This window comes from Amycolatopsis sp. NPDC102389 (assembly GCF_044765885.1).
In the GTDB taxonomy this organism is placed as follows: Bacteria; Actinomycetota; Actinomycetes; order Mycobacteriales; family Pseudonocardiaceae; genus Amycolatopsis.
On sequence record NZ_JBIWKX010000086.1, the window covers coordinates 1 to 25615 of the forward strand.

Consider the following 25615-nt stretch of genomic DNA (forward strand, 5'->3'; position numbering starts at 1 on the left):
CGAAGGCTCCTTTCACCGCATTAGACGCGGCGAAGGGAGCCTTCATCCCATCATCGGGCCGCCCGAGAACACGCCACGTTTGACCTTCGGCTCAATAACGACACTTGCCACTCACGACCCCACGGAAAACCGGTCATGCAAGCATCAAACGGGCACTCGGGCACCGGAAACGGTCCTGTGTGGACAGTGGGATCGGGTGGGGCTTCCCGCAAGCGGTCGTGCAGCCGGAGCATGTCGCGAAAGCCACTTTCGCGACGTTGAAGGTTGCGAAAGTGGCTTTCGCGACACCCGCAGCCGAGCGCGGTTCGTGTGTCCGGACGGACGACACTCGTGTCCAGACGGACGGCACCCGTGTCGTCCCTCCAGTCACGCGTGTCATCCATCGGATCACGCGTGTCGTCCATCCGGGTACGGGGACCGAAAGCCCTCAGTGCACCCGCCGGTCCGACGCCGTGCCCCGGTACCGGATCGTCCACAGGCTGCGCCGGATATACGTGCGCTGCAACCACCGGTCCCGTCCGTTGTGCCGCGCGAAGAACTGCGACCGCGCGTGCAGCCCCTTCCGGTTGTTGATCAGCAGCGCCGTCCCCGGCTCCAGTTTGACCTGGTGCGCGACCTCGCGGCAGACCCGCTGCAGTTCCTCGAGCGCCTGTTCCGCCTCGACGGTCTCCCCCACCACGCCATTCGCCGACACCGCCACTTCCGGCGAGTCCGCCGGCCCGGAGATGATCGGCACGAGGTCGGAGAGCACGTCGGCACCCTTCGCCACATCGCGCACGTAGCTGCCGGGCGCGTTGAGGCGGAACAGCGGGCGGCGCAGGACGTCGAGCACCTCGGGGGCCAGCGCGGCCGAGATGTCCCGGCCGTCGGCGTAGTACGTGACGGCCTCCTTGTTCCCGTCCTGGCGCACGCAGTTCAGCACCAGGAAGTCCGGATTGGACACGTCGTAGCGGCCCACTTCGTCGTGCACGATGTCGTTGTGGAAGTTCAGGAACACGTGCGAACTCTGGTTCGTCTGGCTCCGCGCCCCCGCCGACACCGGGACGACGTCGTGCACGAGCCGCCCGCTCTTCTCGGTGGTGAACCCGACGGGCTCGCCGAGCAGCTGGCTCAGTCCCAAAAGGACGGTCTCGGCGACGAACGTCTTCTTGTCCTTGCTGGGCTCCCCGTCGATCGGCGTCTCCGGGAGCTCCGCGTCCACCGGCAGGTTGCGCACGAGCGCGACGCCGGGGGTGTCGACGTGCCTGCCGAAGTCCAGGATCGTCTGCAGCTGGTCGATGGGCAGCTTCGAGAACGCGACCCGGAGCATCGCCAGCGAACGGTCGATATCGTCGACGGGGTTCGGGAAGGACCGCAGGTCGCTCCCGATGGTGTCCCGGACCTCGTCGGCGAGGACGACCTCGGCGAAGGTGCTGACTAGGGTTTCCTTGCTGGTCATGGTGTCCTATCCACTTTCCGCCGCCGCTGGACCGGCGGTCTCGTCTTGAACCTGGAGATGAGGGTGAGCGCGGGGGCGGTGGCGATCGTCGACACCAGCGTCATGATCACGAGCATCGCGAACACCGCCGGGCTGATCACCTTCAGCTGAAGGCCGACGTTGAGCACCACCAGTTCCGTCAGCCCGCGGCAGTTCATCAGCGCCCCGAGGGAGAGCGATTCGCGCCAGCCGACCCCGGTCAGCCGCGCCGCGGCCGTGCTGCCCGCCCACTTCCCGAACACCGCCACCGCCGTGATCACCGCGGTCCAGAGCCACAGCGACCCGGAGCCGAGCAGGCCGAACTCGGTGTGCAACCCGGTGTAGGCGAAGAAGAGCGGCAGCAGCAACGTCAGGGTCACGCTGCCGAGCTTCCCGGCGGCGCGGGCGACGACCGGGTCCCTCCTCGGCGCGATCACCCCGAAGAGGAAGGCGCCGAAGATCGCGTGGATGCCGATCTCGTTGGTGGCCAAGGCCGACAGCATGATCCCGCCGAGCAGGATCGCGAGGACCGCGGACTCCGGCACCCGGGTGAGAGCCTTCGCCAGCAGCGGCCGGACGACGTAGATCATGACCACGACGAAGGCCAGGGTGAGCCCGACGGTCAGGAAGACCTCCGACGGCGCGCCGCCCTGGCTGACGGCGACCACGACGGCCAGCAGGCACCACGCGGCGACGTCGTCGACGGCGGCACAGGTGAGCGCGAGCGCACCCAGCGGCGTCTTCGAGAGGCCACGATCGGTCAGGATCCTTGCCAGCACCGGGAACGCGGTCACGCTCATGGAGACCGCGATGAACAGACCGAAGGCGAGGAATCCGACATCACCGCCGAAGGTGGGATACATGCCGAGCGCGAGCACGATTCCGCAGACCATCGGCAGCGCGATGCTGACCTGGCTGACCGTCACCGCGGTGAACCCGCGCCTGCGCACCGCGTCGAGGTCGATCTCGGAACCGACCAGGTACATGAAGAAGATCAAACCCAGCTGCGACAGGATGTTGATCGCCGAGACCACCCCACCGGGGAACAGCCAGCCGAACGCGCCGGGCCAGACGGTCCCGAACAGCGACGGTCCCAGGAGGATGCCGGCGACGATCTCGCCGATCACCGCGGGCTGGCCGAGCCGCCGGGCCAGTACCCCCGCCAGGTGGCAGGCGCCCAGGATCACCGGGAGCGCGACCAGCAGGCGAGCGTAAGTGTCGGGTCCGCCGCCCACGGCCTTGGCCCCGGTGCTCGCGACAGGCGCGTAGGCCGCCCCCAGGCCGAGCACCACGACGACGACCGCCGCCGGAACCGCGATCAACGCGGCCCCGACGAGGATCCGGCGCGGTGCGATCCGCTCCTGTACAGCCGATTTCATCAAGTCTCCCTAACCGGCACGCAGTTCCAGCGTGCAGCACTTGACACTGCCGCCCGCCTTGAGCAATTCGGACAGGTCGGCGCCGATCGGTTCGAAGCCGTGTTCCCGCAACCGCGCGGTCAGCTCGGTGGCCGCCTGCGGGAGCACGACGTGTTTCCCGTCGGAGACCGCGTTGAGGCCGAACACGGAAGCGTCGCTTTCCGAAGCCAGGATCGCGTCGGGGTACAGCTCTTCCAGCAGCAGACGGCTCTCCTCGGAGAACGCCCCCGGGTAGTACATGACCGTCTCGTCGTCGAGGACGGCGAGCGCCGTGTCGAGGTGGTAGTACCGCGGGTCGATCAGCGTCAGCCTGGTCACCGGACGGCCGAAGAACTCGCGCGATTCGTTGTGCGCCTCCGGGTTCGTGCGGAACCCGGTGCCGGCGAGGATCGTCTTCCCGGCGACGAGGTAGTCGCCTTCCCCCTCGTTGACCCATTGCGCCTGCCGCACGTAGCGGTATCCGTTGTCCCGGAACCACTTGAGGTACGCGTCGGACTCGCCCGCCCGCTGCACGTGGTGGAACCGCGCCACGAGCACCTGCCCGTCGACCACGGTGGCGCCGTTGGCCGCGAACACCATGTCGGGCAGGCCGGGCAGCGGGTCGAGCAGTTCGACACGATGGCCCAGATCGACGTACAGATCGTGTAGCCACTCCCACTGCGCGATGGCCAGCTCGGTGTCCGTCGGTTTCTTCGGGTCCATCCAGGGATTGATCGAGTACTCGACGTCGAAATACGTCGGTCTGACCATCAGGTAGTGCCGTTGGGTGGCAGTCCGTGACACGCTTCCTCCACGCGGTTTTGGGCGTCTTCCGCCACCGGGCCCTGGGTAAGGGCCCGGTTTCGTCGAACAGGATCCGGTGCTACTTCTGGGTTTCGGAGAGTTTGACCTCGATCTTCCCGGCCAGGTCGTTCGCGTTGCGCATGGCTTCGTCGAAGGACGCGCCGAGCGCGCCGATGCCGCCGAAGATGTTGTTGCCGAGCGGCGGGCGCTTGATCAGGTCGCCCGGCTTGGCGAAGATCTTGAGGTAGTACAAGGCGTCCGATTCGTTCACCGCGGGCGGGACGTCGATCGAGGCGATCACGCCGCCAGGGCAGATCAAGCACATCGCGGCGGTGTGCAGCCCGGTCGGGCTGAAGTGCCGGACATCCGGGCGCACGCCGCGGGAGACGTCCATGAGTCCCTTGATCGGGTCGTACCCGGCCGAAAGCCGCGCCATATGGTCGAGTCCTCCGCCGCCCGGCCGGACGGCGATCTCCAGCAGGAACGGTTTTCCTTGGTGGAACCGGACTTCGGCGTGCAGCGCGCCGCGGGTGAGCCCCTGCGCGCGCACGCCGGCCGCCACCACCGCGTGCACCTCGGCCACCTGGTCGGCGGTGAGCGACGTGGGCGCGTGGTGCACGTCGTCGTCGAAGGTCTCGCCCTCCGACGTGACTCTGTCCACAATGGAACCGAGGTAGACCTCGTCGTCCCAGGCGACCGCTTCGATGAGATGCTCGTGGCCGTCCAGAAAGGACTCGACGAGCAGGCCGTGCGGACCGAGGTCCAGCCCTTCGGCCTCCATGTTGTACCAGGACATCCCGTCGATGCCCTCACGTGCCTGCGCGTAGCGCTCCCGCATCTTCTCTTCGTCGTCCACCCGGAAGACGAAGTTGCTGGCCGCGCCGAGGGTCGGCTTGAGGATCACCGGATAGCCGAAGTCCTCGCCCGCCTGCAGGGCCGCGTCGAGGTCTTCGACGAACCGGAAGTCCGGATGCGCGGCCGCGCCCTTTTCGTGCGCCTGCCGCATGATCAGCTTGTTCCGGCTGGTCCGAGCCGCGTCCACGCCGATGCCGGGCAGGCCGAGCGCCTCGGCCACCGCGGCGACCAGGACCACGCCGGACTCGGAGAAGGTGAGCACGCCGTCGAAGGATTCTTCCGCGTGCCAGGCCTTCGCGTGCCGGATCAGGTCGTCGATGTGGTTGCTCCCGGCGATCCGGTAGCGCTCGGACGGCCAGAGATCCTCGGTCCCGATCCCGTTGAGCACGTACAGCACCCCGCCGAAGTCCTCGATCTGCTGGTACCGGGGCAGGTAGTAGTAGGAGTTCTGGCTGGCTTCCAGCGCGAGCAGTTTCACGACACACCTCGTAGGGCAGGACGGATCGGGTGGACACCGCCCGCTCGCACGAGCGGCCGGTCGAGCGGTTCGAGGCCGGTGTGGACCGGGTCGGCGCCGGTCAGGCGCGCGGCCAGGGACCGGGCGATCAGCGGGGCGAACTTGAACGACGAGCCGCCGCACGCCGCATAGGACAGGACCCGGTCACCGAGAACGGCGAGCATCGGGCCGAGAGTGGAGCGCCGGGCCAGATAGTGACAGTCCCGGGTGTCCACCAGCCAATCCCGCCGGAAACCCGGGATCAGCGCGGCGAACGTGTCGATCAGGTGCTCACGCCACCACGAAGGCACGGTGGCGCCGCCGATCTCGTCGACGACCCGGCACGCGCTCGCGGCACTGAGCTTCAACGGCGTCCCGGCGACGGGCGGCACCAGCCACGCGCCACCTGCCGAACCGAGCGAGGTGATCGCCGGGGTGGCGGCCCACGCGGCGGCGTCGACGGGCGGGACGTCGCAGTACAGCATCGTCTGCCGGTGCAGCACGAGTTCCCTGGACAGCGCGGGTGCCAGCAGTTCCCGGGACCACGGGCCCGCGGCCACCAGGACGGCGTCACCGCGGAGGGTCGCGCCGTCAGCCAGCCGGACCTCGGCCCGGTCGGCGTCGATCCCGACCACCTTGCGGTGCGGGTGGAGTTCCGCGTTCGCGTGCCACCTCAGGCGGGCGGCGCACGCGGCCAGCACCCGGTCGGCGAGCAGGACCCCCGCGTGCGCCTCGAAAACGGCGCCCGTGCCCGGCACGAATCCGGCGTGCGGGAATTCCGCGGCGAGTTCGTCCGCGCCGAGCACTTCGGCCTTCGAGCCGGCCGCGGACAGCAGCTCCCGCGCGGCCGTCGTGTCGTCCGGCGGCGCCGCGGTGAGCGCGCCGACCTGCTCGTAGAACGACGTGGACAACGCGTGCTCCAGTTCGATCCACGCGTGATGCGCGCCGACCGCGGCCGTCGTGGTCGCGAGGTCGCCGGGATGCAACGCGCGCAGCACGCGATGACGGTCGAACGACGTCGCCCCGGAGAACGGGATGTCCGCCTGGTCGGCGATCACCACTTCGTGCCCGGCCGACACGCACTCCAGCGCGGTCAGCAGCGCGATGACGCCACCGCCCGCGAGCACGACTCGCATGGTCTTCCCCCTCCGGGGCGAAAGTTCGTTCGGGCGCCACGAGGTACCCGGATGCCACTGCTGGGGGTGGCATCCGGGCCTTGCCCCCGTCGGGCAAGGATTTCAGGAGGCGCGCGGGGTCACGAACGTGTCGTTGATGACGTAGCCGTCGAGGCCGTACGTCTCCCCGTACTCGATGAGATCGCTGGTGCGGTTGAGGAAACCGCGTCCGTTGTTGTTCAGCGAGGTGTTGCACAGCACGCTGAACCCGGTCTGCTCGCGGAACGCCTCGAGCAGGTCGGTGATGCCGGCGTTGCGTTCCCGCGTCACCGTCTGGGTGCGCGCGGTCCCGTCGACGTGCGTGATGGCCTTCAGCTCGTCGGAGGTGACGTGGTTGAAGTACAGCATGTACGGATCCTGCACCGAGCCGACGAACCACCGGGGGGCGTCGGATTCCAGCGCGATCGGGGCGATCGGGCGGTAGTCCTCGCGGCGCTTGATCTTGTTGAGCCGCACGGTGGTGTCCACGGTGAACGGCGCGGCCAGGATCGACCGGTTGCCCAGCGCCCGCGGGCCCATCTCATACCGGCCGCGCGCCCAGCCGATGATGTTGCCGTCCTTGATGTACTTCGCGACCTCGCTCGCCACCAGCGGGCGTGTCTCGTACTTGGCGGGATCCGGGACGACGTCCTCGACGAAGTTCTCCCCCGCGTAGACGTCCCACTCGATGGTCGCCTGTCCGGTGTAGAACCATTGCGCGTCGATGGCCGTGCCCAGAGCGGAACCGCTGTCGTTGGGGCACGGCGGCACGAACACCGAGGAGAACAGACCGCTCTCACGCCACAACCGGTTCCAGTCGCAGTTCAGGCCGCAACCGCCGGAGATCAGCAGCGGCAGGCCTTCGGTCAGGTTCTTCGCCGCGTAGTCGTGGAACCGGTTGAAGATCGCCTGCGAATGCTTCGCCGCCGCGTTGCGGTATTCCTGCGACCACACCCCGGCGTTGTACAGATGGGACCAGGACATCTCCTCTTTGGACAGACCGAGGATGATGCCGTCGCGGTCGAGGATGAAGTCGATGGTCTTCTGCTCGTCCGGCGTGAGCGGGCCCGGCTCGGCGAACCCGGTCAGCGCCATCTGCTTGCCGGCGTCGTTGAACCGGAACTTCCCCTTGCCCAGCGGGAAACCCGGGTCCGCCAGCGCGAAGAGATACGCGTACTTCGCGCCAGGGTCGGCAAGGACATGCTTCAGGTGAGTGGCCTCGCCGCGCTCGTCGATCCGGTAGAAGTCACCGATGTTCCCTTCCCACACCAGGGAGTAGTACGCCTGGCCGGGTGCCGCGGGGGCCATCCCGAGCGACGTGTAGATATGCGAGCGCTCGTGGGTGGAAGAGAAGTACCGGACGTCCTTGCCGAAGAACTTGCCCGCCTCGTCGGAGATCGCGCCCTCGCCGACACCGAAGTATCCGGTGCGCGACGGCGGTTCCACCGAGAACTCCCCCTTGACCCAGCCGCCGAGCGCGACCACGTCGGGCTGCTTGTCCAGCATGCCCGCCGCGCGCGCCATCAGCTCGCCGGTGATCCGGTCGTAGCGCGGGTAGTTGTCCTTTTCCGACTCCAGCGCGAACAGCAGCTTGCCGTCCTCGATCGCCACGATCCCGCCATCGTGGCCCTCTTTCATCGACAGAATCAGCATTGTGTCACCGAATTTCGCTCGCCTTCATTCGTCGACTCATTCAAGCCGCGCGGCCCGTTGACCGGAAGCGCCGCACGGGGAGAACAATCAACCTTCGGACGAACCACCCGGCAGGGTGCGCACGGCCTCGTGGCGCAGCGATTCGAACGCGTTCTTCCGCGCCCGGTGGCCCGCCATCGGGACGGCGGCGGCGAACGGGCTCGGTTCCCGCTGCCGCTCGGTGGCGAACGCGCTGACCAACCGGGAGACCGCGTAACGGCCGGCGACGTTGGCGCGCTGGAGAAGTCCGGCGTCCACCACGGACTCGAGGAGCTCGTCGGCGGTCTCGATCATGATGCCCATCGCCGCGGCGATGCCGATCGACGTCGTCCAGCCCGCCCCGCTCTGCCCGAAGTGGTGGATGGCCTCCCGTTCGGTGGGCGACAGTTGTTCGTACGCCGTGGTGAACCGGTCCCGGACGTTGACGTCACCGACGCTGAGGCTGTCCATGAGCCGTTCGCGATCCGCGAGCTGGCCCGCCGTGTACGCGATCGCCCATTCCGGGCGCGCGGCGATCTTGCGACCGACGATGTTGATCGCCAGCGGAAGATCCCCGCACAGTTCGGCGATCGTGTCGGTGGCGTCGTGCTCCGCCCGCACCCGGCCCGGTCCGGCGATCCGGCCGATCAACGCCATCGATTCCTTGCGGGAAAACGTATCCAGCTCGACACGGTTCGTGTCCTCCAGCCCGAGCAGCCGCGCGCGGCTGGTCACCACGACCTGGCTGTGCGGGGCCTGGCCCAGCAACGGCCGCACCTGACCCTCGTCCTTGACCCCCGCCAGGAGCACGAACAACCTGCGCTCCGCCAGCAGGGATCGGTACAGCCCGATCCGCTGCATCGGATCGTCGGGCACGAGATGCGCCGGCACGCCGAGCGCGCGCAGGAACCCGCGCACGATCCCGTTGGCCGACCGGCCCCCGGTCCCGATGCCGCCCAGATCCGCGTAGAGCTGCCCGTCCGGGAAGTCCGCCGCCACCTCTTCCGCCAGCCGCAAGGCGAAAGCCGTTTTCCCCACCCCGATCGGACCACTGACGAGCAACGGCACCTTGACCGGGCCGCTCGCCCCGATCATCGCCGCGGCGTCGGCCAGATCCCGTTCCCTGCCGACGAAAGTCCTCGATCCGATCGGCAACTGGGCCGGACGGGCGAGCCGGATGACGCCGGATGCCAACGCGTGAACGCCATCCGGCGGTGCTTCGACCGGCGGCGGCGCGGACGCGCGTTCCTCGGCGCCACCGCCCGTCTGCCCGGCGACACTCCGCCAACGCCGTTCCCACGCCGCGCGGTCCCCACCGCACGCGGAGACGAACGCCAGCGTCACGGCGAGCGTGGGCAACCGGTGGCCGCTGGCCGCGCTGGACAGCACAGAAGGGGCGAACAGTGCCGTCCTGGCGAGTTCCCGGTAACTCGGGTTCCCCGCCCGGTTCCTCAAAACGCGCAGATCGTGAGCGAATGCGGCGATCGGACCAGTGGAGCCGTCCAACGGTCGCTCGGGTCTGCCCATGCCTTCTCCCTCCCCTGGATGGGGTAACGCAATCGCACTGCGTGACCGTCATCCTTGTAGCCTTCCTGGCCACAACCCTAAAGGACCAATGAACCATGCAGCAGATACAAATAGGTGACTCAATGTACAAAGTCCAATAGTTGGACGCGGAAATTCACCCCCTTGGTGGCACCGGATAGGGTTCGCCCATGTCTGACCCCCTACCGCCACTCGCCGAACTCCGGCGGGCCGCCGAAGTGTTCAACGGCTTCACGAATGCGGACACCTCGTGGCTTCGACTCCTGACAGAAACGCGGTCCGCGATCGACCTGTCACAGCCCGCACATCGCACAATTCTTCTTCGCTGGCTGAACTCGTGGGGATGCCGGATCCGGTACCCGCGGGAAGGTGAACCCGCCCCCTTCGACGACGGGATCCTGACCTGGTGGGAGACCTGGGGCGCTACTCTTCCCGCCGACGATCTCGCCGACCTGACGGACGCGGGGATCGACACCGCCGCGAGGGCGTACGCGGACCTCTCGGGTGTCGTCGTCTCAGCGGGACGGACCAGGCGTACGCTGGGCCCGACCGCCGCGGCCAAGGCACTGTATGCGTTGCGGCCCAACACGATCATGCCGTGGGACGCCGCCATCGCGGCCGCTCTCCACGGCGCGCGCGACGGCTCCGCGTTCGGGAGGCATCTGCGGCTCGGCCGCGCGTGGGCCGCCGCGGTGATCGCGGAGGCGGGGGACGGCGGGGCGGAGATCCCCGCCTCGATGGGCAGACCCGTGTCACTGGCGAAGATCCTCGACGAATACCTTTACGTCGCCTTCACCATGGGCGCCACGGGTGACTGGGGAACAAACAGCGGAGAATGGTGGAAAAATGGTAACCGGGGATGACGTCAGAAATATCGTTGCGGAGCTCCCCCGCGCCTATGAGGCGCTGGTCCGGGACAGAGCGAAGTTCCGCGTGGGGCGAATCGTGTTCCTTTCGCTCTCGCCCGACGAAACCGTGATGGGATTCGGCTATCCCAAAGAGGAGCGGGAAGCACTGGTGGCGGGCGAGCCGGACAAGTTCATGATGCCGATTCCGTCCGATATGCGCTATCAGTGGGTCCGCGCCCGGCTGTCCGCGCTCGATTACGAAGAGTTACGAGAGCTGATCGTCGACTCCTGGCGAATGTGCGTGCCGAAGAAGGTCTGGGCGGAATACCTGGAAAAGAACCCGAGCTGAACTACTCCTTTCGGCGTGCGCCGTTCAGCCCCGTCGACTCCCCTTTTCGGTCGCGTGAATTCTCTGTCGGACGACCGAAAGTCGTGACTCGCGTGATCAGAGACGTGACTCGCGTGCTTGGGGACGTAACTCACGTGCTTGGAGGCTCCACACGGTGTGCGGCTTCTGAGCACGCGAGTTACGCCTTCAATCACGCGAGTTACGGCTCCCATCACGTGAGTTCCGCCTCCAGACACGCGTGAAGGCCTCCTTCCCTCGGCTCAACCGAGGGAAGGAGGCCTTCACGCGCGAAACGACCTACTCCGCGACCTCTTCGATGGCGGAGGTACCGCGGGAGCCGGGAGTTCCGTACCGCTCCCACACCTCGTTGAGGCGGATCCGTCCGTCGGGCAGGAACTCCGGGGTGTTCGTGCTGTGCCCCGCGATCACCTGACCACTGGCCAGCACCATCGTGTAAGCCATGTCGATCGTCCCGTCCTCGCCGCACTTGCCGGTCAGCGACCCGAGCCGCACGCCGCCGCCGGTCAGCTCGGCCCACACCAGATCGTCCTTCTGCCGGTACAGGGTCACCGGCGCGTTCGGATCCGTGCTGACCTTGCGGAACCGTTTCCCGTCGTAGTTGATCATCCGTTCTGCTCCGTCCGAGTCGGGAACCAAAGGTCGTCCGAGGTGAGATCCGCGAGGTCGTACTTCCCGAGCGCGCTGGCGAGCAGCCGCATTTCGAGTTCGAGACATCGCACCAGCCGCACGAGCCCTTCGGTCGCGTCCTCGTCGACGGCGAGCAGCGCCGCCCGGCCCAGGCCGACCGCGGAAGCACCCATCGCCAGGCATTTCAGCGCACGAGCGCCTTCCCAGATCCGCCCCGACACCAGCAGCGACGCGTCGTGTTTGCCGACCCGGCGCAGGCATTCCACCAGCGGCAGCCCGACTTGGTCGAGGAAGACCGACGGCGCCCAGCCGGTACCGCCCTCGGCACCGTCCACGGTGACGGCGTCCGCCCCCGCCGCCCACGCGACCTGCGCCGCCTCGCCGACGTCACGGCCGGGATGCAGCTTCACCCAGGCGCGGGCCCGCGGATAGTTGTTGCGCATCAGGTGGATCTGCTGGCGCAGGATCTCCCCGGTGAACGTGCCGGGACTGCTGGAGCGCAGCACCATGGCCGTGTCCTTGCCGAACGCTTCGTCCACTGTGTACTGCTCGGCGATCTCGCCGGCGGCCGTGCGCGAGAGCACGGTCATCCCGCCGAGCCCCGGCTTGGCGCCCTGACCGACCTTGAGCTCGAACGCCAGCCGCCCGGTCTCCAGCAGTTTCGTCGCGGACGGGTCGCTGTAGACGAGGTTCCACACCTCCGCGTCCGCGTCTTCCGTGCTCTGCTGGACGACGACACCGCCCAGGCCGTCCGGTACGGCGTCGACGTACGCGCGGATCCGGCCGAGCAGGCCGTCCTCGACGCTTTCACCCATCCGGCCGTAACCGTGCATGGGGACGACGTTCTCGCCGATCACCATCGGCATCCCGAGCCTGCCTGCCTGCTCGCTCGCGGCGATCCCGAGCCCGCTGCCCGCGACCTGCGTGGAGCCGAACGCGCAGAGGAACACCGGCGACGGCGCGGTGAACCCGCCGAGCACGGTCGTCAGCCCGACGTCGCCGTACACCGGTTCGCGCGCGAGGTCGAACATCTTCTCCAGGCGCCGCGGGACGAACACGGGCGGCACGATCCGCGCGCGGTCGAGTTCGTCGGTACCCGAATCGACGTCCGCGCCGAACAGCGACCGGCCGTATCCCGCGACGTCGGGGAAGATCGCCGCGCTGCCTTCCCGTGCCCTGGCCCGGATCGCGTCCTCCGGAAGCTGCCGTGCGGTGATCACGGCGTCGCGATCCCGGGCAGCTTCGGATACGCGTTGGCCTGCCAGACCGCGTCCAGCCCGGCGACGTAGCGCGTCACCCGCTCCAGCCCCATCCCGAAGCCCGCGCTCGGCGGCAGGCCCTCGCGCGCGAGGTCGAGGTACCAGGCGTACTTCGCCGGGTTCTCCCCCGTCTCCCGCATCCGCTCGATCAGCCGCCGGTACTCGTGCGTGCGTTCGCCGCCACTGCAGAGCTCGCCGAACCCGTCGGGGGCGATGAGGTCGAAGTTCCGCAGCACCCCGGGTTCGGTGCTGGACTCGCCGTCGGTGAACCCGCGCGATCCCTTGGGGTAGTCGACGATGAAGAACGGCCGGTTCGTCTGCTCCGAGATGATCCGCTCGCCCTGCCAGTCGATCTCCGCGTCGGCGCTCTGCCCGTGCAGGAGGCCCTGCAGCCGCGACACCGCCTCGCGGTGCGTCATCCGCTCGAAGTCCTCCTCCAGCAACGCCGTGAACGCCTCCTGGTCCCGGCCCAGCGTGGCGAGGTCCACTTTGGACTCTCGGAGGGTGTGGGCGACCACGTGCCGGAGCAGGCCCTGCGCGAGGTCGAGGACGTCCTCGCGGCTCGCCCGGGCGACCTCGACGTCGATCTGGGTGAACTCGACCAGATGCCGTCCGGTGGTCGAGGTCTCCAGCGGCTCCAGCCGCACGTTCGGGGCGACGTAGAAGATCTTGTCGAACGCGAGCAGCGACGCCTGCTTGTACAGGATGACGCTGGTCATCATCTTGTACTTGTGCCCGTAGTAGTCGACGTCGACCTGCTTGGCGCCACGGCATCCCGGGTCGGTGACCGGCCCGATCAGCGGCGGCTGCAGTTCCACGAACCCGTTCATGCCGAGGTACTCGCGGGTGCCCGCGGTGATGCTGTTCTGGATGCGCAGCGCCGCCTGCGTCACCGGCGACGTCAGATGCTCGCGGGTACCCGGCGGCAGCGCCGCGTCCGATGTTCCGGTCATGTCCTACTCCCCTGTGTCAGTCGGTTCACGGTCTCGATTCCGGGTAGCCCGTACTTCTCGTCGAACGACCGCTCGACGTACCGGAGCGCGTCCAGCAGATCGTTCGAGGTCATCCGCCGGTCGGCGGGCAGGTCGACGAGATCGCCCAGCGGCATCGCGCCGATCCGCTGCCACTCCAGGCGGCCGCCGGCGTCCAGCCGTCCGCGGGCACGGCCCGCGTTGTCCGGATGCAGGCAGAACGGGACGTCCAGCTGGCCGCGCGCGAACGCGGTGACCAGTGCCCTGCCGAGGTCGGTGTCGAGCGAAAGAACGTTGTCCACCAACGCTTTCGCCTGGGCGTGGATCCCGCTGTCACCGAGCCTGCCGATCCGGGAGACGCCCCGGGCGGCCTCGGCGGCGTGCTCCAGCGCGGTCACGTTCTCCGCGATGGTCGGCAGCCGGTGTGCCTCGGCGGTGGTCTTGACGATCAGCCTGCTCGCCCCGGTGCGGGCGGCCAGCCGCGCGGACTCCGCGATCAGCTCCAGCGCGCCGCCCGGTGTCCTCGGGTAGACGCCCATGTAGCCGTAGATCACCACATGCGTCCGCGCGTGCGGCACGTATTCCCTGATCAGCGCGTGCAGCGCGGCGACGGCCTCCTCGTCCTGCCCGGCGTGGGTCTGCTGCGCGTAGCTGAAGGACAGGCAGCGGATCCCGTGCCGCCAGAAGAACATCCCCTCCAGCACGCTCAGCGCGACCAGCAGCGCGGGCGGGCACAGCTGCCCCATCATGCAGCCGCCGAAGGTCTCCAGATGCGGCTCCAGTTCGGGACCACGGGCCTCGGCCAGCGTCTCGCAGGTGCGGCGCCAGTTGTCGACAGCCGCCGAAAGCGACATCCGGCTGTACGGCAGGCAATACGACACCGGACCGCCCTCGGTCGCGTGCAGCCCGAAGTCCAGCAGGGCCCGCACGATCCGGCGGGGATCCGCCGAACCGTGCCGGACCTGCACCGGGAAGTCGCCGGTCAGCACGCCGTCGAGCAACGCCGTCGTCGTCACGGGATCGTGGTCGGCGAGCGGATACCCGTTGAGATCGGCGCCGGCCGCCAATGCCGCGCGTGCCGCCGTGTGGTCGCCGACCCTGGTGTAGCTGTCGATCGTGATCGTGCCGACCGTCGCCGCCCGCGCCGTCCTCGTCGCCAGCAACCCCCGGGCCATCCGTCCCGGATCGGCGAACCCCATCCGCGGCTGGACGACCAGCTCCCCCCTGGCGTGGTGGCGCGCGACCACCTCGCCGAACGAAAGTCCCCGCCGCGGGGCGAGCACGTTCATCCCGCGCCCAGCGGGACACCGGGGGCGCGGACGGACAAGGTGCGGAGGAACGTGCGGAACGGGGTCAGCCCGCCGGAGTCCTCGAACACCGCGTCGAAGCCGGCCTCCAGCAGCCGTGCCGCGTTGCTGCCGCCCGTGACGTCGAGCTTCCCGCCGATGACGACCGGCGTCGTGACCAGCTCCGCCCGCGCGCGGAACGCTTCCATCAGCCGGACGCCGTCCTGGCGGCCGTGCCCGTTGAGGCTGCTGATCACCAGCAGATCCGGCCGCCGGGTGACGCATTCGCGCACGATGGTCGCGTCCGGGACGCAGGCGCCGAGGTTGGTGACCCGGCAGCCCAGTTCCTCCAGCAACAGCTCCAGGTACACCAGGTTCCAGGTGTGCGCGTCGGACGAGAGCCCCGTGACGATCACGTCGAGACGGGCGTCCGGGAGCGTGGACTGGACGGCTTCGATGGTCATGGTGCGGCGTTCTCCCTCTCTCCACGGTCCGGCCGCACGTCGATCTCGATCAGCGCGACCGCCTCTTCGGCCAGGCGCGACGCCTCCGCCGGGCTGTCCGCGGTCACCATCAGATCGCCGACGCGATCCCACGAACTGCGCAACCCGTCGAACCGGTCGCCCGCCGAGACGGCGACGTCGCACATGAACACGCCTTCGGACTGCGACGCCTTCTCCACCCCGCGCACGTCCTCGATGTGGCCAGGCTCGATCGACAGGAACCGCACCGCGGCCCCGCGTACGGCCTTGCGCGGCAACACGTCCGAGACCGGCTCGTCCTTCATCACCGAGAAGTAGGCGCGGTTCAGCTCCACCGGATAGGCGCGCTGGATCAGCTCGATGATGCCGTCGCCCGCGAACCGGCCGGCGCACTCGACCAGGTACGGGACACCGTCCGAGACGATCCACTCACAGTGGACGATCCCGGTGCGGAACCCGGCCGCGCTGGTGAGCCGCCGCGTCTCCTCGGTCAGCGTCGCGGTCAGTTCGTCCGGAATGTCGGCGGGGACGATATGCGCGAGTTCGATCGGACGCGGGCCGGGGAACAGCCGTTTTCCGGTGACGTTGGCGAACAGCGGTTCGCCGTCCCGCAGCAGCATCTCGACGCTGAACTCGTCTCCCTCGACGAAGCTCTCGGCGAGCATCCTCAGTTCCATCGCGCGATCCGGGACGAAGATCCCCTCGTCCTGCACGACGCAGTTCGCCCACGCCTGTTCGGCCTCGGCCGGGTCGGTGAGCACCTGCGTCCCCACCGACGCCTGCCGGTTCGCGGGCTTCAGCACGGTCTTCCCCGGATGCCGCGCCATGAACTCACGGACCTGCTCCGGGCTTTCGACGCGCGCCGACGCCGGGTTCGCGATCCCCGCCGCCCGGCTGACCAGGCGCAGCACGGCCTTGTCCCGCAGGATCTGCGCCGCCCCGAATCCCGCGCCCGGCAGGCCGTAGCGTTCCGCGAGCCGGGCCGCGAACGGCGTCGCGTACTCGGTCAGCGGGACCACCGCGGCCGGGTCGAGGTCGTGGTGGACGTGGTAGAACTCGTCCGCCTTGCCGGGGAGGTGGAATTCCCACTCGATGAGCTCGCGCACCAGCGCCGACCCGGCCACCGTCTCCCGCGCGTTGCGCTTGCGGACGACATCGGGTTCCTCGACGAAGATCACCGTGCCGTCCTGCTGGAAGTCCTTGATGGACGAACCGAGCGCCGCGGCCACGAACCCGACCAGCACCACCGGCCGCGTCATGACTCGTCCTGGACGTAGTACCAGTTCTCGGGATTGATCAGCCCGTACGGGTTGATCGGCGAGAACCCGCGCAGGTTGCCCGCGACCTCGAACAGCCGCCGCGGGAACGTCGGCATGAAGATCACCGGCGCCTGGTCGGCGATGTACTCCTGGTACTCGTAAAGCGCTTCGAGGGAGTCGGTGGTGACGGTCTTCGCGATCAGCTCGTCCGCCTTGGCGTCCCGGTAGTTGCTGAAGTTACAGGCGGCGCCGCTCTGGAAGAGGTTCTCGCCGGTCGGGTAGTTGTAGACCCAGCCGCCACCCCAGCAGGACAGCTGCCACATCCGCTTCTCGCCCGGACCGTCCTCCGCCACCAGGACCGACCCCATCACCTCTTCGAGGCGGATCTCGATCCCGGCTTTGGCCGCGTCGTCCCGGAACTGCGCCATGAGCCGCGCCAGCGACGGCCGGCCTTCCCAGTAGCGCAGGGAGAAGCTCAGCTCGGCGCCGGCCGGGATGCCCTCGCCCGCTTCACCGGGACCGGTGCCGGGCCGGACGCACACGGCGGGTGAAGTGCTGACGTCCCACCCGTTGTCGGCGAGCAACTGCCGCGCCTTCTCGAGGTCGAAGGGCCAGAACCCGCCGCGCTCGGCGATCTTCGGCGAGACCAGGTCGCTCTTGGGCAGCACCGGGATCGACCCCGTCTGGCTCCAGCCGTAGCCCTGGTAGACCTCGCGAGCGCCGTACTCCTGGTCGAAGCAGCTCTGCAGGGCCTGCCGGACATAGGGCTGCCTGATCATGTCGCCGGCGACGGTCGGGTTGCTGAAGTTGACCGCCATGAAGTTGATGTTGAACAGGATCTGCGGCTCCAGCTGGAAACCGTCGCCCAGCGGGTTCGGCCCGCCCTTCGTCGGGTCGCCGTCCGGCTGGACGCCCATCCCCGGCGGCAGGAAACCGACCTGGACGTCGCCCGACTGCAGCAGCTCGTACTGCTGCTCGTCCGACGTCGTCGAGACCTGGCGCAGTTCGTCGAGATGCGGCGGGTTCGGCCCGCTGTAGTGCTCGTTCGGGACGAAGGTGACGACACCTTCCTCGGTGTAGCTCTTGAGCCGCCACGGCCCGTTGACGACACTCCACACAGGACTGTCAGCCCAGCGTGTGCGGTGTGAGTTGTCCTCCTCGACGACGTCGCCGTTCTCCGCCATCAGGAACTCGTAGACCGCTTCGGCCTGCTCGATGTCGTGCGTCGCGTCGGCGGGGCCATCCGCGGTGCGGTCCCACGCCTTCGGCATCGGCGTGATCATGGTGAGCTGGTTCAGCAGCACCCAGTTCTTCGAGTACGCCTTGTCGAAGGTGAAGCTCACCTTGTCATCGGCGACCTTTTCGAACGACACCAGGTTGTCCGGGAAGTAGCCCTCGGAGTAGGCGCCGAACCTCGGCCCCTTCACCTTCAGCATGTTCATCCAGAAGATGACGTTGTCCGCGCAGAGCGTCTCGCCGTTGGACCACTTCCACGGTTTGATCCGGACCACGCAGGTGCGGCCGGTCTCGTCCCACACCGGCTCTTCGCCGACGCTGAGGTCCCAGTCGATCTCCGGCGCGCCGTCCCGGCCCAGCCAGTACAGCGGCCGGTACATCAGCATCTGGAATTCGTAGAGGCTCCGCACGCCGAAGCGTTCGCCCGGGGTGAAGGGGAAGATCACCGCGGGCGGGAACCCGGGCAGGCAGGCCCAGGTCGCCACGCCGCCCTTGATCGGCTTGTCCGTCATGACTTTCGTTTCCTCCGCTCGTCGCCGCGCTCAGGCGGCGGTCGCCTCGAGAACCTCGGCCGGCTGCTTCTTCTCCTGTGCCGACAACGGTTTCGCGAGGCTGAAGTAGGTGCCGATCACGATCGCGCCCTGCAGGATCGCCAGCCCCCAGAACGCGTAGGGCACCGTGGTCGCGTCCGCCAGCGCGGACAGCGCGACCGTCGCCCCGACACCGAGTCCGAGCCCGAGGGCCTGGGTGCCGCCGAAGATCCGGCCGACACGGTCCTCCGGGCTGGCCCGCATCAGCAGGGTCCGTGCCGCGATCCGGCCCTGCGCGAAGCAGAACCCGGCGAACGGGATCGCCGCCATCAGCGCGATGTAGTGCAGCGGCTGGATCGCCAGGCAGATCAGGTTGCCGAGCGTGCCGAGCACGGCCAGATGGATCCCCTTGAACCGCTTGCTGACCTTGCCGTACGCCGCCGCGCCGACGATGAACCCGACGCCGGCCAGCGCGTCGACCACGCCGATCATCCACGCGCCCTGGTCGAAGGTCTGCAGGATCAGCGTCGTCAGGATGACGTTGGCGACCATCAGGCCGATGTTGCCGTTGGCGTACAGCAGCGCGAGCCGCCTGATCGGCTGGCGCACCGGGACCTCGACCGGCGCCGCCGGATCGGTGGCGGCGGTCTCCTCGGTCACCGGTGCCTTGGCGGGCTTGCGGCCGATCGCGTAGACCAGGACGGCCGAGAGGACGAAGCTCAGCGAGTTGAAGACGAACAGCGGCGTGGCGCCGAACCAGATCACCAGGAAGCCGGCCAGCGAGGACGCCAGCAGCATGCCGGAGTTGCTCGCCATCTCGAAATGCGAGTTGAACTTGCCGAGCCGCTCGTCCCGGATCCGTTCCTTGATCAGGCCGTTGCTCGCGGGCATGAACAACGCCGCGGTGCAGGCGAGCATGAAGTTCGCGATGTAGGAGCCCAGGTTCGCCGGGCCGCCGATCCACAGCCACACCGGCAGCGCGAACGCGGTCATCGCGCTCACGAGGTCCGCCGCCACGCACAGCATCCGGCGGTCGACCTTGTCGACCAGCTTGCCGAACAGGACCGCGAGCGCGACCTGCGGGATGGACACCGCGATGAACAGCCAGCCGACCGCCAGGGTGGTCTGCTCGGCGTGGAACACCAGGATCGCGGCGGCGGTGATCTGGAACGCGTTGCCCGCCGTGGTGATGAATCCCGCCGGGACCAGCAGACGTTCGGCGAGCCGGGAACTCCGGGCCGCGTCGGTGGAGAAGGTGCTGTCGAGTGACATGGGGGGTCAGACCTCGCTCGTCGGGGGGAATTCCAGTGAGGGCACGGTGAAGGCGTTGGTGTGCGTGACATCGAAGGCGGCCGCCGTGATCCGGAGGTCGAACCCGCCCGCTACGGCGGCACGTTCGGCGAGGTCGATCAGGATCGGCGAGGCACAGCCGATCAACGCCCGCAGTTCGAGGAAGAGGTCACCGAGCCGCGCGCGGAGCATCTCCTGGTCGAGGTTGCCCTTCAAGGTGCGTTCCGTCGCCGCCCGCAGGCGTTCGACGTGCTGCACGATCAGGTCCGCGGCGCGGCTGAGGCTGAAGTCCTCGAGTTCGTAGTTCAACGCGAACCGGGAGACCATCGCCGCCGCGCGTTCCGTGGCTTCGGTCGACACCGGGAGTGAACCGTTCTCGCCGCCGACCTCGGCGGTGAGCTTGGCCAGTGTCTCGGCGAGCTCGTTCCAGGGCGTGACGAGCCGCTCCCCCGCGACCTTTTCCAGTGCTGCTCGGGAGAAGTTGGTCCGCGCGAACTCGGGGGCGGTGAGGTTGAGGTGGAACCGCGCGATGTCACGGGGCACCTCGGCCGCGAGGTCCCGTGCCCAGACGACGTGTCCTTTGCTGGTGGAGAACTTCTCGTTCTCCAGTTCGTAGAACTCGTTGACGAGCAGGGTGTCCGGAAGGACGTAGCGGCCTTCGAGGGCCATCAGCTCGGCGACGTGGACGACACCCCAGGTGAACAGCGGGTCGAACCCCATGAACACCACGACCCGCGCGTCGTTCTCCGCGAGCCAGGCGTCGTCGTCGGCGGCTTTCGGCTTTCCATTGCGCCGCAACGCGTATTCGGTGCAGTACATCGAGGCGGGCATCCCCTCGACCCAGGCGTTGAGCCGCTGCCCCGGCGTCTGGAGGAACGGCGCCGGCAGCCCCCATTTCACCGGGTACGTGATCGCGAAGTCGGGCAACGGCCCGGACAGCAGTTCCCGCATCAGCCCGAGCACGTGCGGCCGCCACGCGGGACCGCGTTCCTCGTAGTAGGCCAGGAGTTGCTCGCGGTACTCCGAGACCGGGAAGACCATGATCTCGGTCTCGCGGTAGGTCACCTCGTCGGCCGGATCGAGCACCGAGTACGGCTCGATGAGCGCGTCGAAGTCGATCGGGTGACCGCAGCCTTCGCAGAACCCGCCGCGGCTGTCGGCGAGACACGTCGGGCAGCCGCCGCCGACGAAACCTTCGACCAGGAACTCGCCCTTGCTTTCGCTGTAGGGCAGACGAACCTTGCGCAGGCGGAGCTTTCCCTTGTCGTACAAGCGTTTGACGTAGTCGTAGACGAGCGCCTTGTATCCGTCGTCGGTCGGCGAGAAACCGTCGACCTCGACGCCCATCGCCTTGAACGTGCGCTGGATGTTCTCGGTCGACTGCTCCACCAGCTCGGGCGGCGTCAGCCCGACCCTGGCGGCGCTGGTGACGAGGTAGGTCTGGCTGTCGTCGGTGCAGGAGGCGAACACGGCCTCGCGGCCGGCCGCGCGCAGATACCGCCGGTGCACGTCGGCACCGAGGTACGGGCCGGCGATATGCCCGATGTGCAGGTCGCCGTTGGACGTCGGCGGGCCGCCGATGATCACCACCGGACGCTTGTCGGCCATGCTCACGCCTCCGCTTCGTGCCGGGCGGCGAACTTCGCCGTCATGTCGGAGTCCCACCAGATCGCGTACATCTCGAAGTCCTCCGCACCGTCGTTGAGAATGCGGTGCTCGGTGCCGGGCTGGTGGAACTCGATGTCACCGGGACGGAAGGCGCGGCGCTCTCCCCCGGACTCGACCACCGCCTCGCCGCTGACCGCGATGAAGATCTCGTACTCGTGGTGGGAATGCGCACCAGTCGCGCCGTGCGCCGGCACCGTGACCCAGGCACCTTCGAACGGCGCGTTCAGCGCCGCCCACGGCAGGAGCCGCTGGCCGTAGGCGCCGTTCTCGAAGACCATCTTTTCCCGCTCGAGCGGCCGGATCTCCATGACTTTCTCTTCCTTTTCGTGGGTCAGCGGGTGGCGACGATGGGGGCGGTGTCCGAAGTCGGCTGCGGTGGCACCGAAGGGTTCTCACCGCGATGGGCGAGGATGTCCTGCAGGATGTCGTTGGCCCGCGGGGCGAGGACGCTCAGCAGCGAGTCCGCGATCCCGTGCGTCGCTTCGTTGACGCCCTGGAGGTACACGGCCGCGGTGGCGGGCTGCTCGATCTCCAGCCGGTAGTCGCGGGTCACCTTGATCTCCGACAGGCCGATCGATTTCGCGATCTCCTGGACCATCCTCGGCATCTCCGGGGAGAACCCGGTGCCGAGCAGCACGAGATCGGTGCGCAGTTCCTGCGTCTCGCCGGTGCGCCGGTCGGTCAGTTCCAGCACGATCTCGTCGCCCTCGTCACGGGCGTCGGTGATGTCGCTCATGGTGATCATCCGCAGCCGGGACCGACCCGAGAGCCGGTCCAGGTAGACCGAACGATAGAGCGCGTCCATCGTTCCCGGGGCCAGCCCGGAGTAGTTCGTGTGGTGCATCTCCTTGAGCATCTGCTCGCGCGCTTCCGGCCGCGCCTCGAAGAACTTGTCCACATGGGACGGGAAGAACAGCTCGTTGTTGAACTTGCTGCTCTCGTAGTAGTTCAGGCCGATCGACCGCATCACCATGGTCGGCTTGCATTCGGGCAGATCCTTCTGCACCGCGCCGAACAGTTCCGCCGCGCTCTGCCCGGCGCCGATCACCGCGACGCGGTACGGGAGGTCCTTGCGCAGCTTGGCGATCCGCGGCAGGTACTGCGTGCTGTGGATGACGCGGTCCTGGTTCACCGTCCGGAGCCGGTCGGGGATCCGCGCGTCGCGGCCCGCGCCGACGACCAGGTACCGGCTGCGGATGGTCTCGCCGTCGGCGACGCGGGTGTCCCAGCCGGTGAGCGTGCCGTCCGTCCACACGGGAGTGATTTCGAGGCATTCGCGGCCGCGTTGCAGGTCCACCAGGGAAAGCGAGTTCGCCGTCCACTTGAGATAGTCGGCGAGCTCGACCCGGTACGGGACGAAGCTGCCCATGTTCACGAACTCGTTGAGCCGGTCGGTGGCGTGCAGGTAGTTGAGGAACGAGAAGCGGCTCCGCGGGTTGCGCAGGGTCACCAGGTCCTTGAGGAACGAGACCTGCGAAAGCGCCTCGGGCAGGAGCATCCCCCGCTGCCAGGAGACCTCTTCGTCGCGTTCGAGCAGGACCGATTCGCGGGCCAGGCCGGGCGCGAGCTCTTCCAGTGCCACTGCCAGTGCCAGGTTGGACGGTCCTGCTCCGACTGCGAGCAGCTCGACATCACGGTTCGCCATTTGTTCGCTCCGCCATCTTTGTGAGTGCTGGGAAGGTGTTCTGCGGTTCCGGTGCGCGGTCAGCCACCGGCGGCCACCGAGGGAAGCAGGGGGTGCGCGGTCAGCCGGACCTGGGCCATGGCCTTGTCCAGCACCGCTTCGCAGTCGTCGGGATCGGCGCCCGCGCAGATCACGTACGCGTGCCGCGAGATGAACTCCGCCGGCGGCAGCCGCAGGCGAGAACCCGGCTCGACGAGTGCGTCGGCGGCAAGGATCCCGTTGTCACGCAAGGAATCCGGCACGGACACGGACTCGACGACGCAGTCCTGTTTCGGGTAGGCGAACCGTACGCCGACCCACCGGGGCTCGGCCTCGTACGGAAGGTGCGGACGCATGCCGAGGGCGATGTCGACCGCGGCCGCGCCGGGGTCGATCCCGGTCGCGAACTTGGCGAGCAACGGGATCAGGTCGCCGCCGAGCCTGCCGTTGATCTCCACGATCACCGGCCCGCGCGCGGTGAGCTTGAGCTCGGTGTGGGTGATGCCGTACCGGAAGTCGATCGCGCCGTGCGCGCGGGCCAGCGTCGAGCGCAGGGCCGGGTCGGCGAGCAGTTCGTCCGCGGAACTGACCAGGTGGCCCAGTTCCTCGAAGTACGGATGCATGCCGACCGTCTTGTGCGCGACGAACATCGGCGTGTACTCACCGTCCACGACGGCGCCGTCCACGCTGATCTCCGGACCGGTCAGGTATTCCTCGACCAGCGCCCCGCCCCGGTAGGCGGGAGAGCCGCCGAAGCTGGCGTCCTCCGCGGTCCGGAACGCCTTCCGCACCGCCTCGGCGTCTTCCGCGAGACTGACGCCGATACTGGCGCCGCCCCCGCGTGGTTTGACGACGACCGGATACCCGATCCGCTCCGCCACGCGGACCGCCTGGTCGTCGTCGTGCACGAACCCGAAATCGGGCTGCGCGACGCCGGCCGCGGTGAGCGTCCGGCGGCTGAACCACTTGTCACGGCAGCCTTCGATCGCGGAGACCCCGGCGCCCGGCACACCGAGTTCGTCCGCGACATGCGCCGCCGCCACGATCAGCGCCTCGTCCCAGGACACCACGCCGAGCACCGGCGTCGTGGCGTTGAGCGCGCGGGCCGCGGCCAGCACGGCGTCCTGGTCCTGCGTGTCCAGCACCGTCGCGCCGGCGATGTAGCGCTCCTGCCAGGTCGGCTCGGTCCCGGTGAACAACCACAAGGGATGCCGGTGCCCGGCCGACGCCAACAGGTACTCCCGGTACGGCCGCATCCCGCAGCCGATCACCAGGACAACACCCTCCGCTGAGCTCATTCCCTCTCCCCACCAGCCCGTCGCTTCGTCGCGGGCTACTACATCCCGGGGGCGGGTTGACCGGAACCCTTGATTCGGGAAGAACAATCAACGGGATGCGTGGTGGGGAGGGCTTCAGACGGCCGCTTCGTAAGCCGCGGCGAGGCGCTGCAGCACGCCAGGGCCGTCCTTCGCCGGTGCGGGTGCGCCGAGATGGACGACCCGCAGTTCGGCCATGAACTCCGACCACAGTTCGGGCCCGCCCTCGGCGAGCAGTTCGGCCCGCACCCGCAGGCGCTCGGTCGTCGGACGATGCTCGAGACCCCAGGAACCGAGGTGCGCGAACACGGGGACCAGCTGGATCGAAGCCTCGGTCAGGCTGTACGCGGCCCGTTTGCCGGGCCCGGCGTCCTCGCGGGTCAGCAGACCGGCTTTGACCAGCCGCTTCAAGCGGTCGGACAGAATGTTGGAAGCGATCCCCTCTTCGGACCCGGCGAGCAGTTCCCGGAAATAACGCCGGGTGCCGAACATGATGTCCCGCAGCACGAGCAGGCTCCAGCTGTCGCCGAACGCCTCGACCGCGGCGTTGATCGGACAGCCGGAACGGGCGGGTTCCGCCATCCCTTCACCTCCTGAAGAAGTGGTTGCAAACTACCATCGGCCGCCTTATCGTGAATCAACCGATTGCAGAACGCAACCAGCAGGAGGCCGCGATGGTCGAACCCCGGACCGCGGACGGGAAGGTGCTCTGGCACTTCACGATGTCCCTCGACGGCTTCGTCGCGGGACCGGGTCACAGCATGGATTGGATGGCGGGCACCACCTTCCGGCCGGGGCTGGTCGACGAATACGCCACGACCACCGGCGCCATCCTCGGCGGCCGCGACGGCTGGGACGCCTACCCCGACCCCGGCGGTATCTACGGCGGCGCCTGGAAAGGACCGCTGTTCGTCCTCACTCACCACCCCGAGGACGCCACGCCCACGGCCGGGGTCACCTTTCTGAACTGCGACGCGGACGAAGCCGTCCGGATCGGCCTGGCGGCGGCGAACGGGAAGAACCTCGAGGTGTTCTCGCCGAGCATCGGGCGACAGTTGCTCGCCTTGGGGTTGATCGACGAGATCGACCTGCACATCGCGCCGGTCCTGCTCGGCGACGGCGTCCGACTGTACGACAATCCCGGCGGGGTGCCGATCCATCTCCACGGGCTCGACACGGAAGACCCACGAGGCGCGTTCGACGTCCGGTTCCGGCCCCAGTACACGGCTTAGGACGTACGGACCATGCCACGAGTGTCCACAAGGGACAGTTTCCAAGCCGCAAGTGTCTGATTTGGGTAGTATGCACGGTGTCACAAGGGGGTCGTGAGTGGCAAAGAGGGTTCTAACCCTCTGTGCTGTTTCAGGACCTCACGGACAGATGTGTTTCAGGACTTGTCGGACAGTTTGGTGTTGAGTGGTTGGTAGCGTAC

At 68.3% G+C, this 25615-nt stretch carries 23 protein-coding genes; 3 read left to right on the forward strand and 20 right to left on the reverse strand.

Features of this window, described 5'->3' with window-relative positions; genetic code table 11:
• Window positions 1–427: 427 nt before the first annotated feature.
• The 7 genes from ACIRGA_RS38035 to ACIRGA_RS38065 all read right to left on the reverse strand — a co-directional run bounded on the left by ACIRGA_RS38035 (window position 428) and on the right by ACIRGA_RS38065 (window position 9360).
• On the reverse strand, window positions 428–1438 hold the full coding sequence (locus ACIRGA_RS38035) for a TauD/TfdA family dioxygenase (protein ID WP_400951232.1): 1011 nt from the start codon (window positions 1436–1438) through the stop codon (window positions 428–430).
• A complete protein-coding gene (locus ACIRGA_RS38040; protein WP_400951234.1) occupies window positions 1435–2835 on the reverse strand; it encodes a cation:proton antiporter in 1401 nt (466 codons plus the stop codon). Before ACIRGA_RS38040 ends, ACIRGA_RS38035 begins: the two co-directional genes overlap by 4 nt.
• A gap of 9 nt (window positions 2836–2844) precedes the next feature.
• Complete coding sequence (ddaH, locus tag ACIRGA_RS38045; protein WP_400951237.1) at window positions 2845–3657, reverse strand: dimethylargininase; 813 nt, start codon at window positions 3655–3657, stop codon at window positions 2845–2847.
• A gap of 79 nt (window positions 3658–3736) precedes the next feature.
• Window positions 3737–4990: an ATP-grasp domain-containing protein gene (locus ACIRGA_RS38050; RefSeq protein ID WP_400951240.1), complete on the reverse strand. Its 1254-nt coding sequence runs from the start codon at window positions 4988–4990 to the stop codon at window positions 3737–3739.
• Complete coding sequence (locus ACIRGA_RS38055; protein WP_400951242.1) at window positions 4987–6144, reverse strand: NAD(P)/FAD-dependent oxidoreductase; 1158 nt, start codon at window positions 6142–6144, stop codon at window positions 4987–4989. The genes ACIRGA_RS38050 and ACIRGA_RS38055 overlap by 4 nt, the downstream gene beginning before the upstream one ends.
• A gap of 102 nt (window positions 6145–6246) precedes the next feature.
• A complete protein-coding gene (locus ACIRGA_RS38060; RefSeq protein WP_400951245.1) occupies window positions 6247–7815 on the reverse strand; it encodes a carbamoyltransferase C-terminal domain-containing protein in 1569 nt (522 codons plus the stop codon).
• 87 nt (window positions 7816–7902) lie between these two features.
• Window positions 7903–9360: an NB-ARC domain-containing protein gene (locus tag ACIRGA_RS38065; protein ID WP_400951248.1), complete on the reverse strand. Its 1458-nt coding sequence runs from the start codon at window positions 9358–9360 to the stop codon at window positions 7903–7905.
• Window positions 9361–9548: 188 nt separating this feature from the next.
• On the opposite strand from ACIRGA_RS38065, the gene ACIRGA_RS38070 reads away from it, so the two are divergent.
• Both ACIRGA_RS38070 and ACIRGA_RS38075 read left to right on the forward strand, forming a co-directional pair.
• Entirely contained in the window at window positions 9549–10241 is a 693-nt protein-coding gene (locus ACIRGA_RS38070) for a hypothetical protein (RefSeq protein ID WP_400951251.1), read from the forward strand.
• The gene (locus ACIRGA_RS38075; RefSeq protein WP_400951254.1) at window positions 10225–10575 is read left to right on the forward strand and encodes an MmcQ/YjbR family DNA-binding protein; all 351 of its coding nucleotides are present in this window, start codon (window positions 10225–10227) and stop codon (window positions 10573–10575) included. The genes ACIRGA_RS38070 and ACIRGA_RS38075 overlap by 17 nt, the downstream gene beginning before the upstream one ends.
• A gap of 297 nt (window positions 10576–10872) precedes the next feature.
• Here the strand turns inward: ACIRGA_RS38075 and ACIRGA_RS38080 are convergent, their stop codons facing one another.
• The 13 genes from ACIRGA_RS38080 to ACIRGA_RS38140 all read right to left on the reverse strand — a co-directional run bounded on the left by ACIRGA_RS38080 (window position 10873) and on the right by ACIRGA_RS38140 (window position 24765).
• On the reverse strand, window positions 10873–11202 hold the full coding sequence (locus tag ACIRGA_RS38080; RefSeq protein ID WP_396566271.1) for a hypothetical protein: 330 nt from the start codon (window positions 11200–11202) through the stop codon (window positions 10873–10875).
• On the reverse strand, window positions 11199–12443 hold the full coding sequence (locus tag ACIRGA_RS38085) for a glutamate synthase-related protein (RefSeq protein WP_400951258.1): 1245 nt from the start codon (window positions 12441–12443) through the stop codon (window positions 11199–11201). Before ACIRGA_RS38085 ends, ACIRGA_RS38080 begins: the two co-directional genes overlap by 4 nt.
• The gene (locus tag ACIRGA_RS38090) at window positions 12440–13435 is read right to left on the reverse strand and encodes an asparagine synthetase A (RefSeq protein WP_400951262.1); all 996 of its coding nucleotides are present in this window, start codon (window positions 13433–13435) and stop codon (window positions 12440–12442) included. The genes ACIRGA_RS38085 and ACIRGA_RS38090 overlap by 4 nt, the downstream gene beginning before the upstream one ends.
• Window positions 13432–14742, reverse strand: a complete 1311-nt coding sequence (locus ACIRGA_RS38095) for a methylaspartate mutase (protein ID WP_400951266.1) — start codon at window positions 14740–14742, stop codon at window positions 13432–13434. The genes ACIRGA_RS38090 and ACIRGA_RS38095 overlap by 4 nt, the downstream gene beginning before the upstream one ends.
• Window positions 14739–15203: a cobalamin B12-binding domain-containing protein gene (locus tag ACIRGA_RS38100; RefSeq protein WP_400951269.1), complete on the reverse strand. Its 465-nt coding sequence runs from the start codon at window positions 15201–15203 to the stop codon at window positions 14739–14741. The genes ACIRGA_RS38095 and ACIRGA_RS38100 overlap by 4 nt, the downstream gene beginning before the upstream one ends.
• Window positions 15200–16480: an ATP-grasp domain-containing protein gene (locus ACIRGA_RS38105; protein ID WP_400951271.1), complete on the reverse strand. Its 1281-nt coding sequence runs from the start codon at window positions 16478–16480 to the stop codon at window positions 15200–15202. The genes ACIRGA_RS38100 and ACIRGA_RS38105 overlap by 4 nt, the downstream gene beginning before the upstream one ends.
• Window positions 16477–18228, reverse strand: a complete 1752-nt coding sequence (locus ACIRGA_RS38110; protein WP_400951274.1) for an ABC transporter substrate-binding protein — start codon at window positions 18226–18228, stop codon at window positions 16477–16479. The genes ACIRGA_RS38105 and ACIRGA_RS38110 overlap by 4 nt, the downstream gene beginning before the upstream one ends.
• 30 nt (window positions 18229–18258) lie before the next feature.
• The gene (locus ACIRGA_RS38115) at window positions 18259–19518 is read right to left on the reverse strand and encodes an MFS transporter (protein WP_400951278.1); all 1260 of its coding nucleotides are present in this window, start codon (window positions 19516–19518) and stop codon (window positions 18259–18261) included.
• A gap of 6 nt (window positions 19519–19524) precedes the next feature.
• A complete protein-coding gene (locus tag ACIRGA_RS38120) occupies window positions 19525–21144 on the reverse strand; it encodes a class I tRNA ligase family protein (RefSeq protein WP_400951281.1) in 1620 nt (539 codons plus the stop codon).
• A gap of 2 nt (window positions 21145–21146) precedes the next feature.
• A complete protein-coding gene (locus tag ACIRGA_RS38125) occupies window positions 21147–21512 on the reverse strand; it encodes a cupin domain-containing protein (RefSeq protein ID WP_400951284.1) in 366 nt (121 codons plus the stop codon).
• Between the two features lie 23 nt (window positions 21513–21535).
• Entirely contained in the window at window positions 21536–22849 is a 1314-nt protein-coding gene (locus ACIRGA_RS38130) for a lysine N(6)-hydroxylase/L-ornithine N(5)-oxygenase family protein (protein WP_400951287.1), read from the reverse strand.
• Window positions 22850–22908: 59 nt separating this feature from the next.
• Window positions 22909–24165 carry an ATP-grasp domain-containing protein gene (locus ACIRGA_RS38135; protein WP_400951289.1) on the reverse strand — a complete coding sequence of 419 codons (1257 nt, stop codon included), beginning with the start codon at window positions 24163–24165 and terminating at the stop codon, window positions 22909–22911.
• A gap of 114 nt (window positions 24166–24279) precedes the next feature.
• Window positions 24280–24765: a winged helix-turn-helix transcriptional regulator gene (locus ACIRGA_RS38140; RefSeq protein WP_400951292.1), complete on the reverse strand. Its 486-nt coding sequence runs from the start codon at window positions 24763–24765 to the stop codon at window positions 24280–24282.
• Window positions 24766–24857: 92 nt separating this feature from the next.
• On the opposite strand from ACIRGA_RS38140, the gene ACIRGA_RS38145 reads away from it, so the two are divergent.
• Entirely contained in the window at window positions 24858–25415 is a 558-nt protein-coding gene (locus ACIRGA_RS38145) for a dihydrofolate reductase family protein (RefSeq protein WP_400951296.1), read from the forward strand.
• Window positions 25416–25615: the final 200 nt, after the last annotated feature.

What these genes read in the sequence shown, in the direction of transcription:
- ACIRGA_RS38125 (WP_400951284.1), bottom strand. Translation starts at nt 21,512, where the DNA reads ATGGAGATCCGGCCGCTCGAGCGGGAAAAGATGGTCTTCGAGAACGGC.
- ACIRGA_RS38075 (WP_400951254.1), top strand. Translation starts at nt 10,225, where the DNA reads ATGGTAACCGGGGATGACGTCAGAAATATCGTTGCGGAGCTCCCCCGC.
- ACIRGA_RS38110 (WP_400951274.1), bottom strand. Translation starts at nt 18,228, where the DNA reads ATGACGGACAAGCCGATCAAGGGCGGCGTGGCGACCTGGGCCTGCCTG.
- ACIRGA_RS38065 (WP_400951248.1), bottom strand. Translation starts at nt 9,360, where the DNA reads ATGGGCAGACCCGAGCGACCGTTGGACGGCTCCACTGGTCCGATCGCC.
- ACIRGA_RS38090 (WP_400951262.1), bottom strand. Translation starts at nt 13,435, where the DNA reads ATGACCGGAACATCGGACGCGGCGCTGCCGCCGGGTACCCGCGAGCAT.
- ACIRGA_RS38070 (WP_400951251.1), top strand. Translation starts at nt 9,549, where the DNA reads ATGTCTGACCCCCTACCGCCACTCGCCGAACTCCGGCGGGCCGCCGAA.
- ACIRGA_RS38095 (WP_400951266.1), bottom strand. Translation starts at nt 14,742, where the DNA reads ATGAACGTGCTCGCCCCGCGGCGGGGACTTTCGTTCGGCGAGGTGGTC.
- ACIRGA_RS38080 (WP_396566271.1), bottom strand. Translation starts at nt 11,202, where the DNA reads ATGATCAACTACGACGGGAAACGGTTCCGCAAGGTCAGCACGGATCCG.
- ACIRGA_RS38115 (WP_400951278.1), bottom strand. Translation starts at nt 19,518, where the DNA reads ATGTCACTCGACAGCACCTTCTCCACCGACGCGGCCCGGAGTTCCCGG.
- ACIRGA_RS38040 (WP_400951234.1), bottom strand. Translation starts at nt 2,835, where the DNA reads ATGAAATCGGCTGTACAGGAGCGGATCGCACCGCGCCGGATCCTCGTC.
- ACIRGA_RS38130 (WP_400951287.1), bottom strand. Translation starts at nt 22,849, where the DNA reads ATGGCGAACCGTGATGTCGAGCTGCTCGCAGTCGGAGCAGGACCGTCC.
- ACIRGA_RS38060 (WP_400951245.1), bottom strand. Translation starts at nt 7,815, where the DNA reads ATGCTGATTCTGTCGATGAAAGAGGGCCACGATGGCGGGATCGTGGCG.
- ACIRGA_RS38055 (WP_400951242.1), bottom strand. Translation starts at nt 6,144, where the DNA reads ATGCGAGTCGTGCTCGCGGGCGGTGGCGTCATCGCGCTGCTGACCGCG.
- ACIRGA_RS38135 (WP_400951289.1), bottom strand. Translation starts at nt 24,165, where the DNA reads ATGAGCTCAGCGGAGGGTGTTGTCCTGGTGATCGGCTGCGGGATGCGG.
- ACIRGA_RS38035 (WP_400951232.1), bottom strand. Translation starts at nt 1,438, where the DNA reads ATGACCAGCAAGGAAACCCTAGTCAGCACCTTCGCCGAGGTCGTCCTC.
- ACIRGA_RS38105 (WP_400951271.1), bottom strand. Translation starts at nt 16,480, where the DNA reads ATGACGCGGCCGGTGGTGCTGGTCGGGTTCGTGGCCGCGGCGCTCGGT.
- ACIRGA_RS38120 (WP_400951281.1), bottom strand. Translation starts at nt 21,144, where the DNA reads ATGGCCGACAAGCGTCCGGTGGTGATCATCGGCGGCCCGCCGACGTCC.
- ACIRGA_RS38100 (WP_400951269.1), bottom strand. Translation starts at nt 15,203, where the DNA reads ATGACCATCGAAGCCGTCCAGTCCACGCTCCCGGACGCCCGTCTCGAC.
- ACIRGA_RS38140 (WP_400951292.1), bottom strand. Translation starts at nt 24,765, where the DNA reads ATGGCGGAACCCGCCCGTTCCGGCTGTCCGATCAACGCCGCGGTCGAG.
- ACIRGA_RS38145 (WP_400951296.1), top strand. Translation starts at nt 24,858, where the DNA reads ATGGTCGAACCCCGGACCGCGGACGGGAAGGTGCTCTGGCACTTCACG.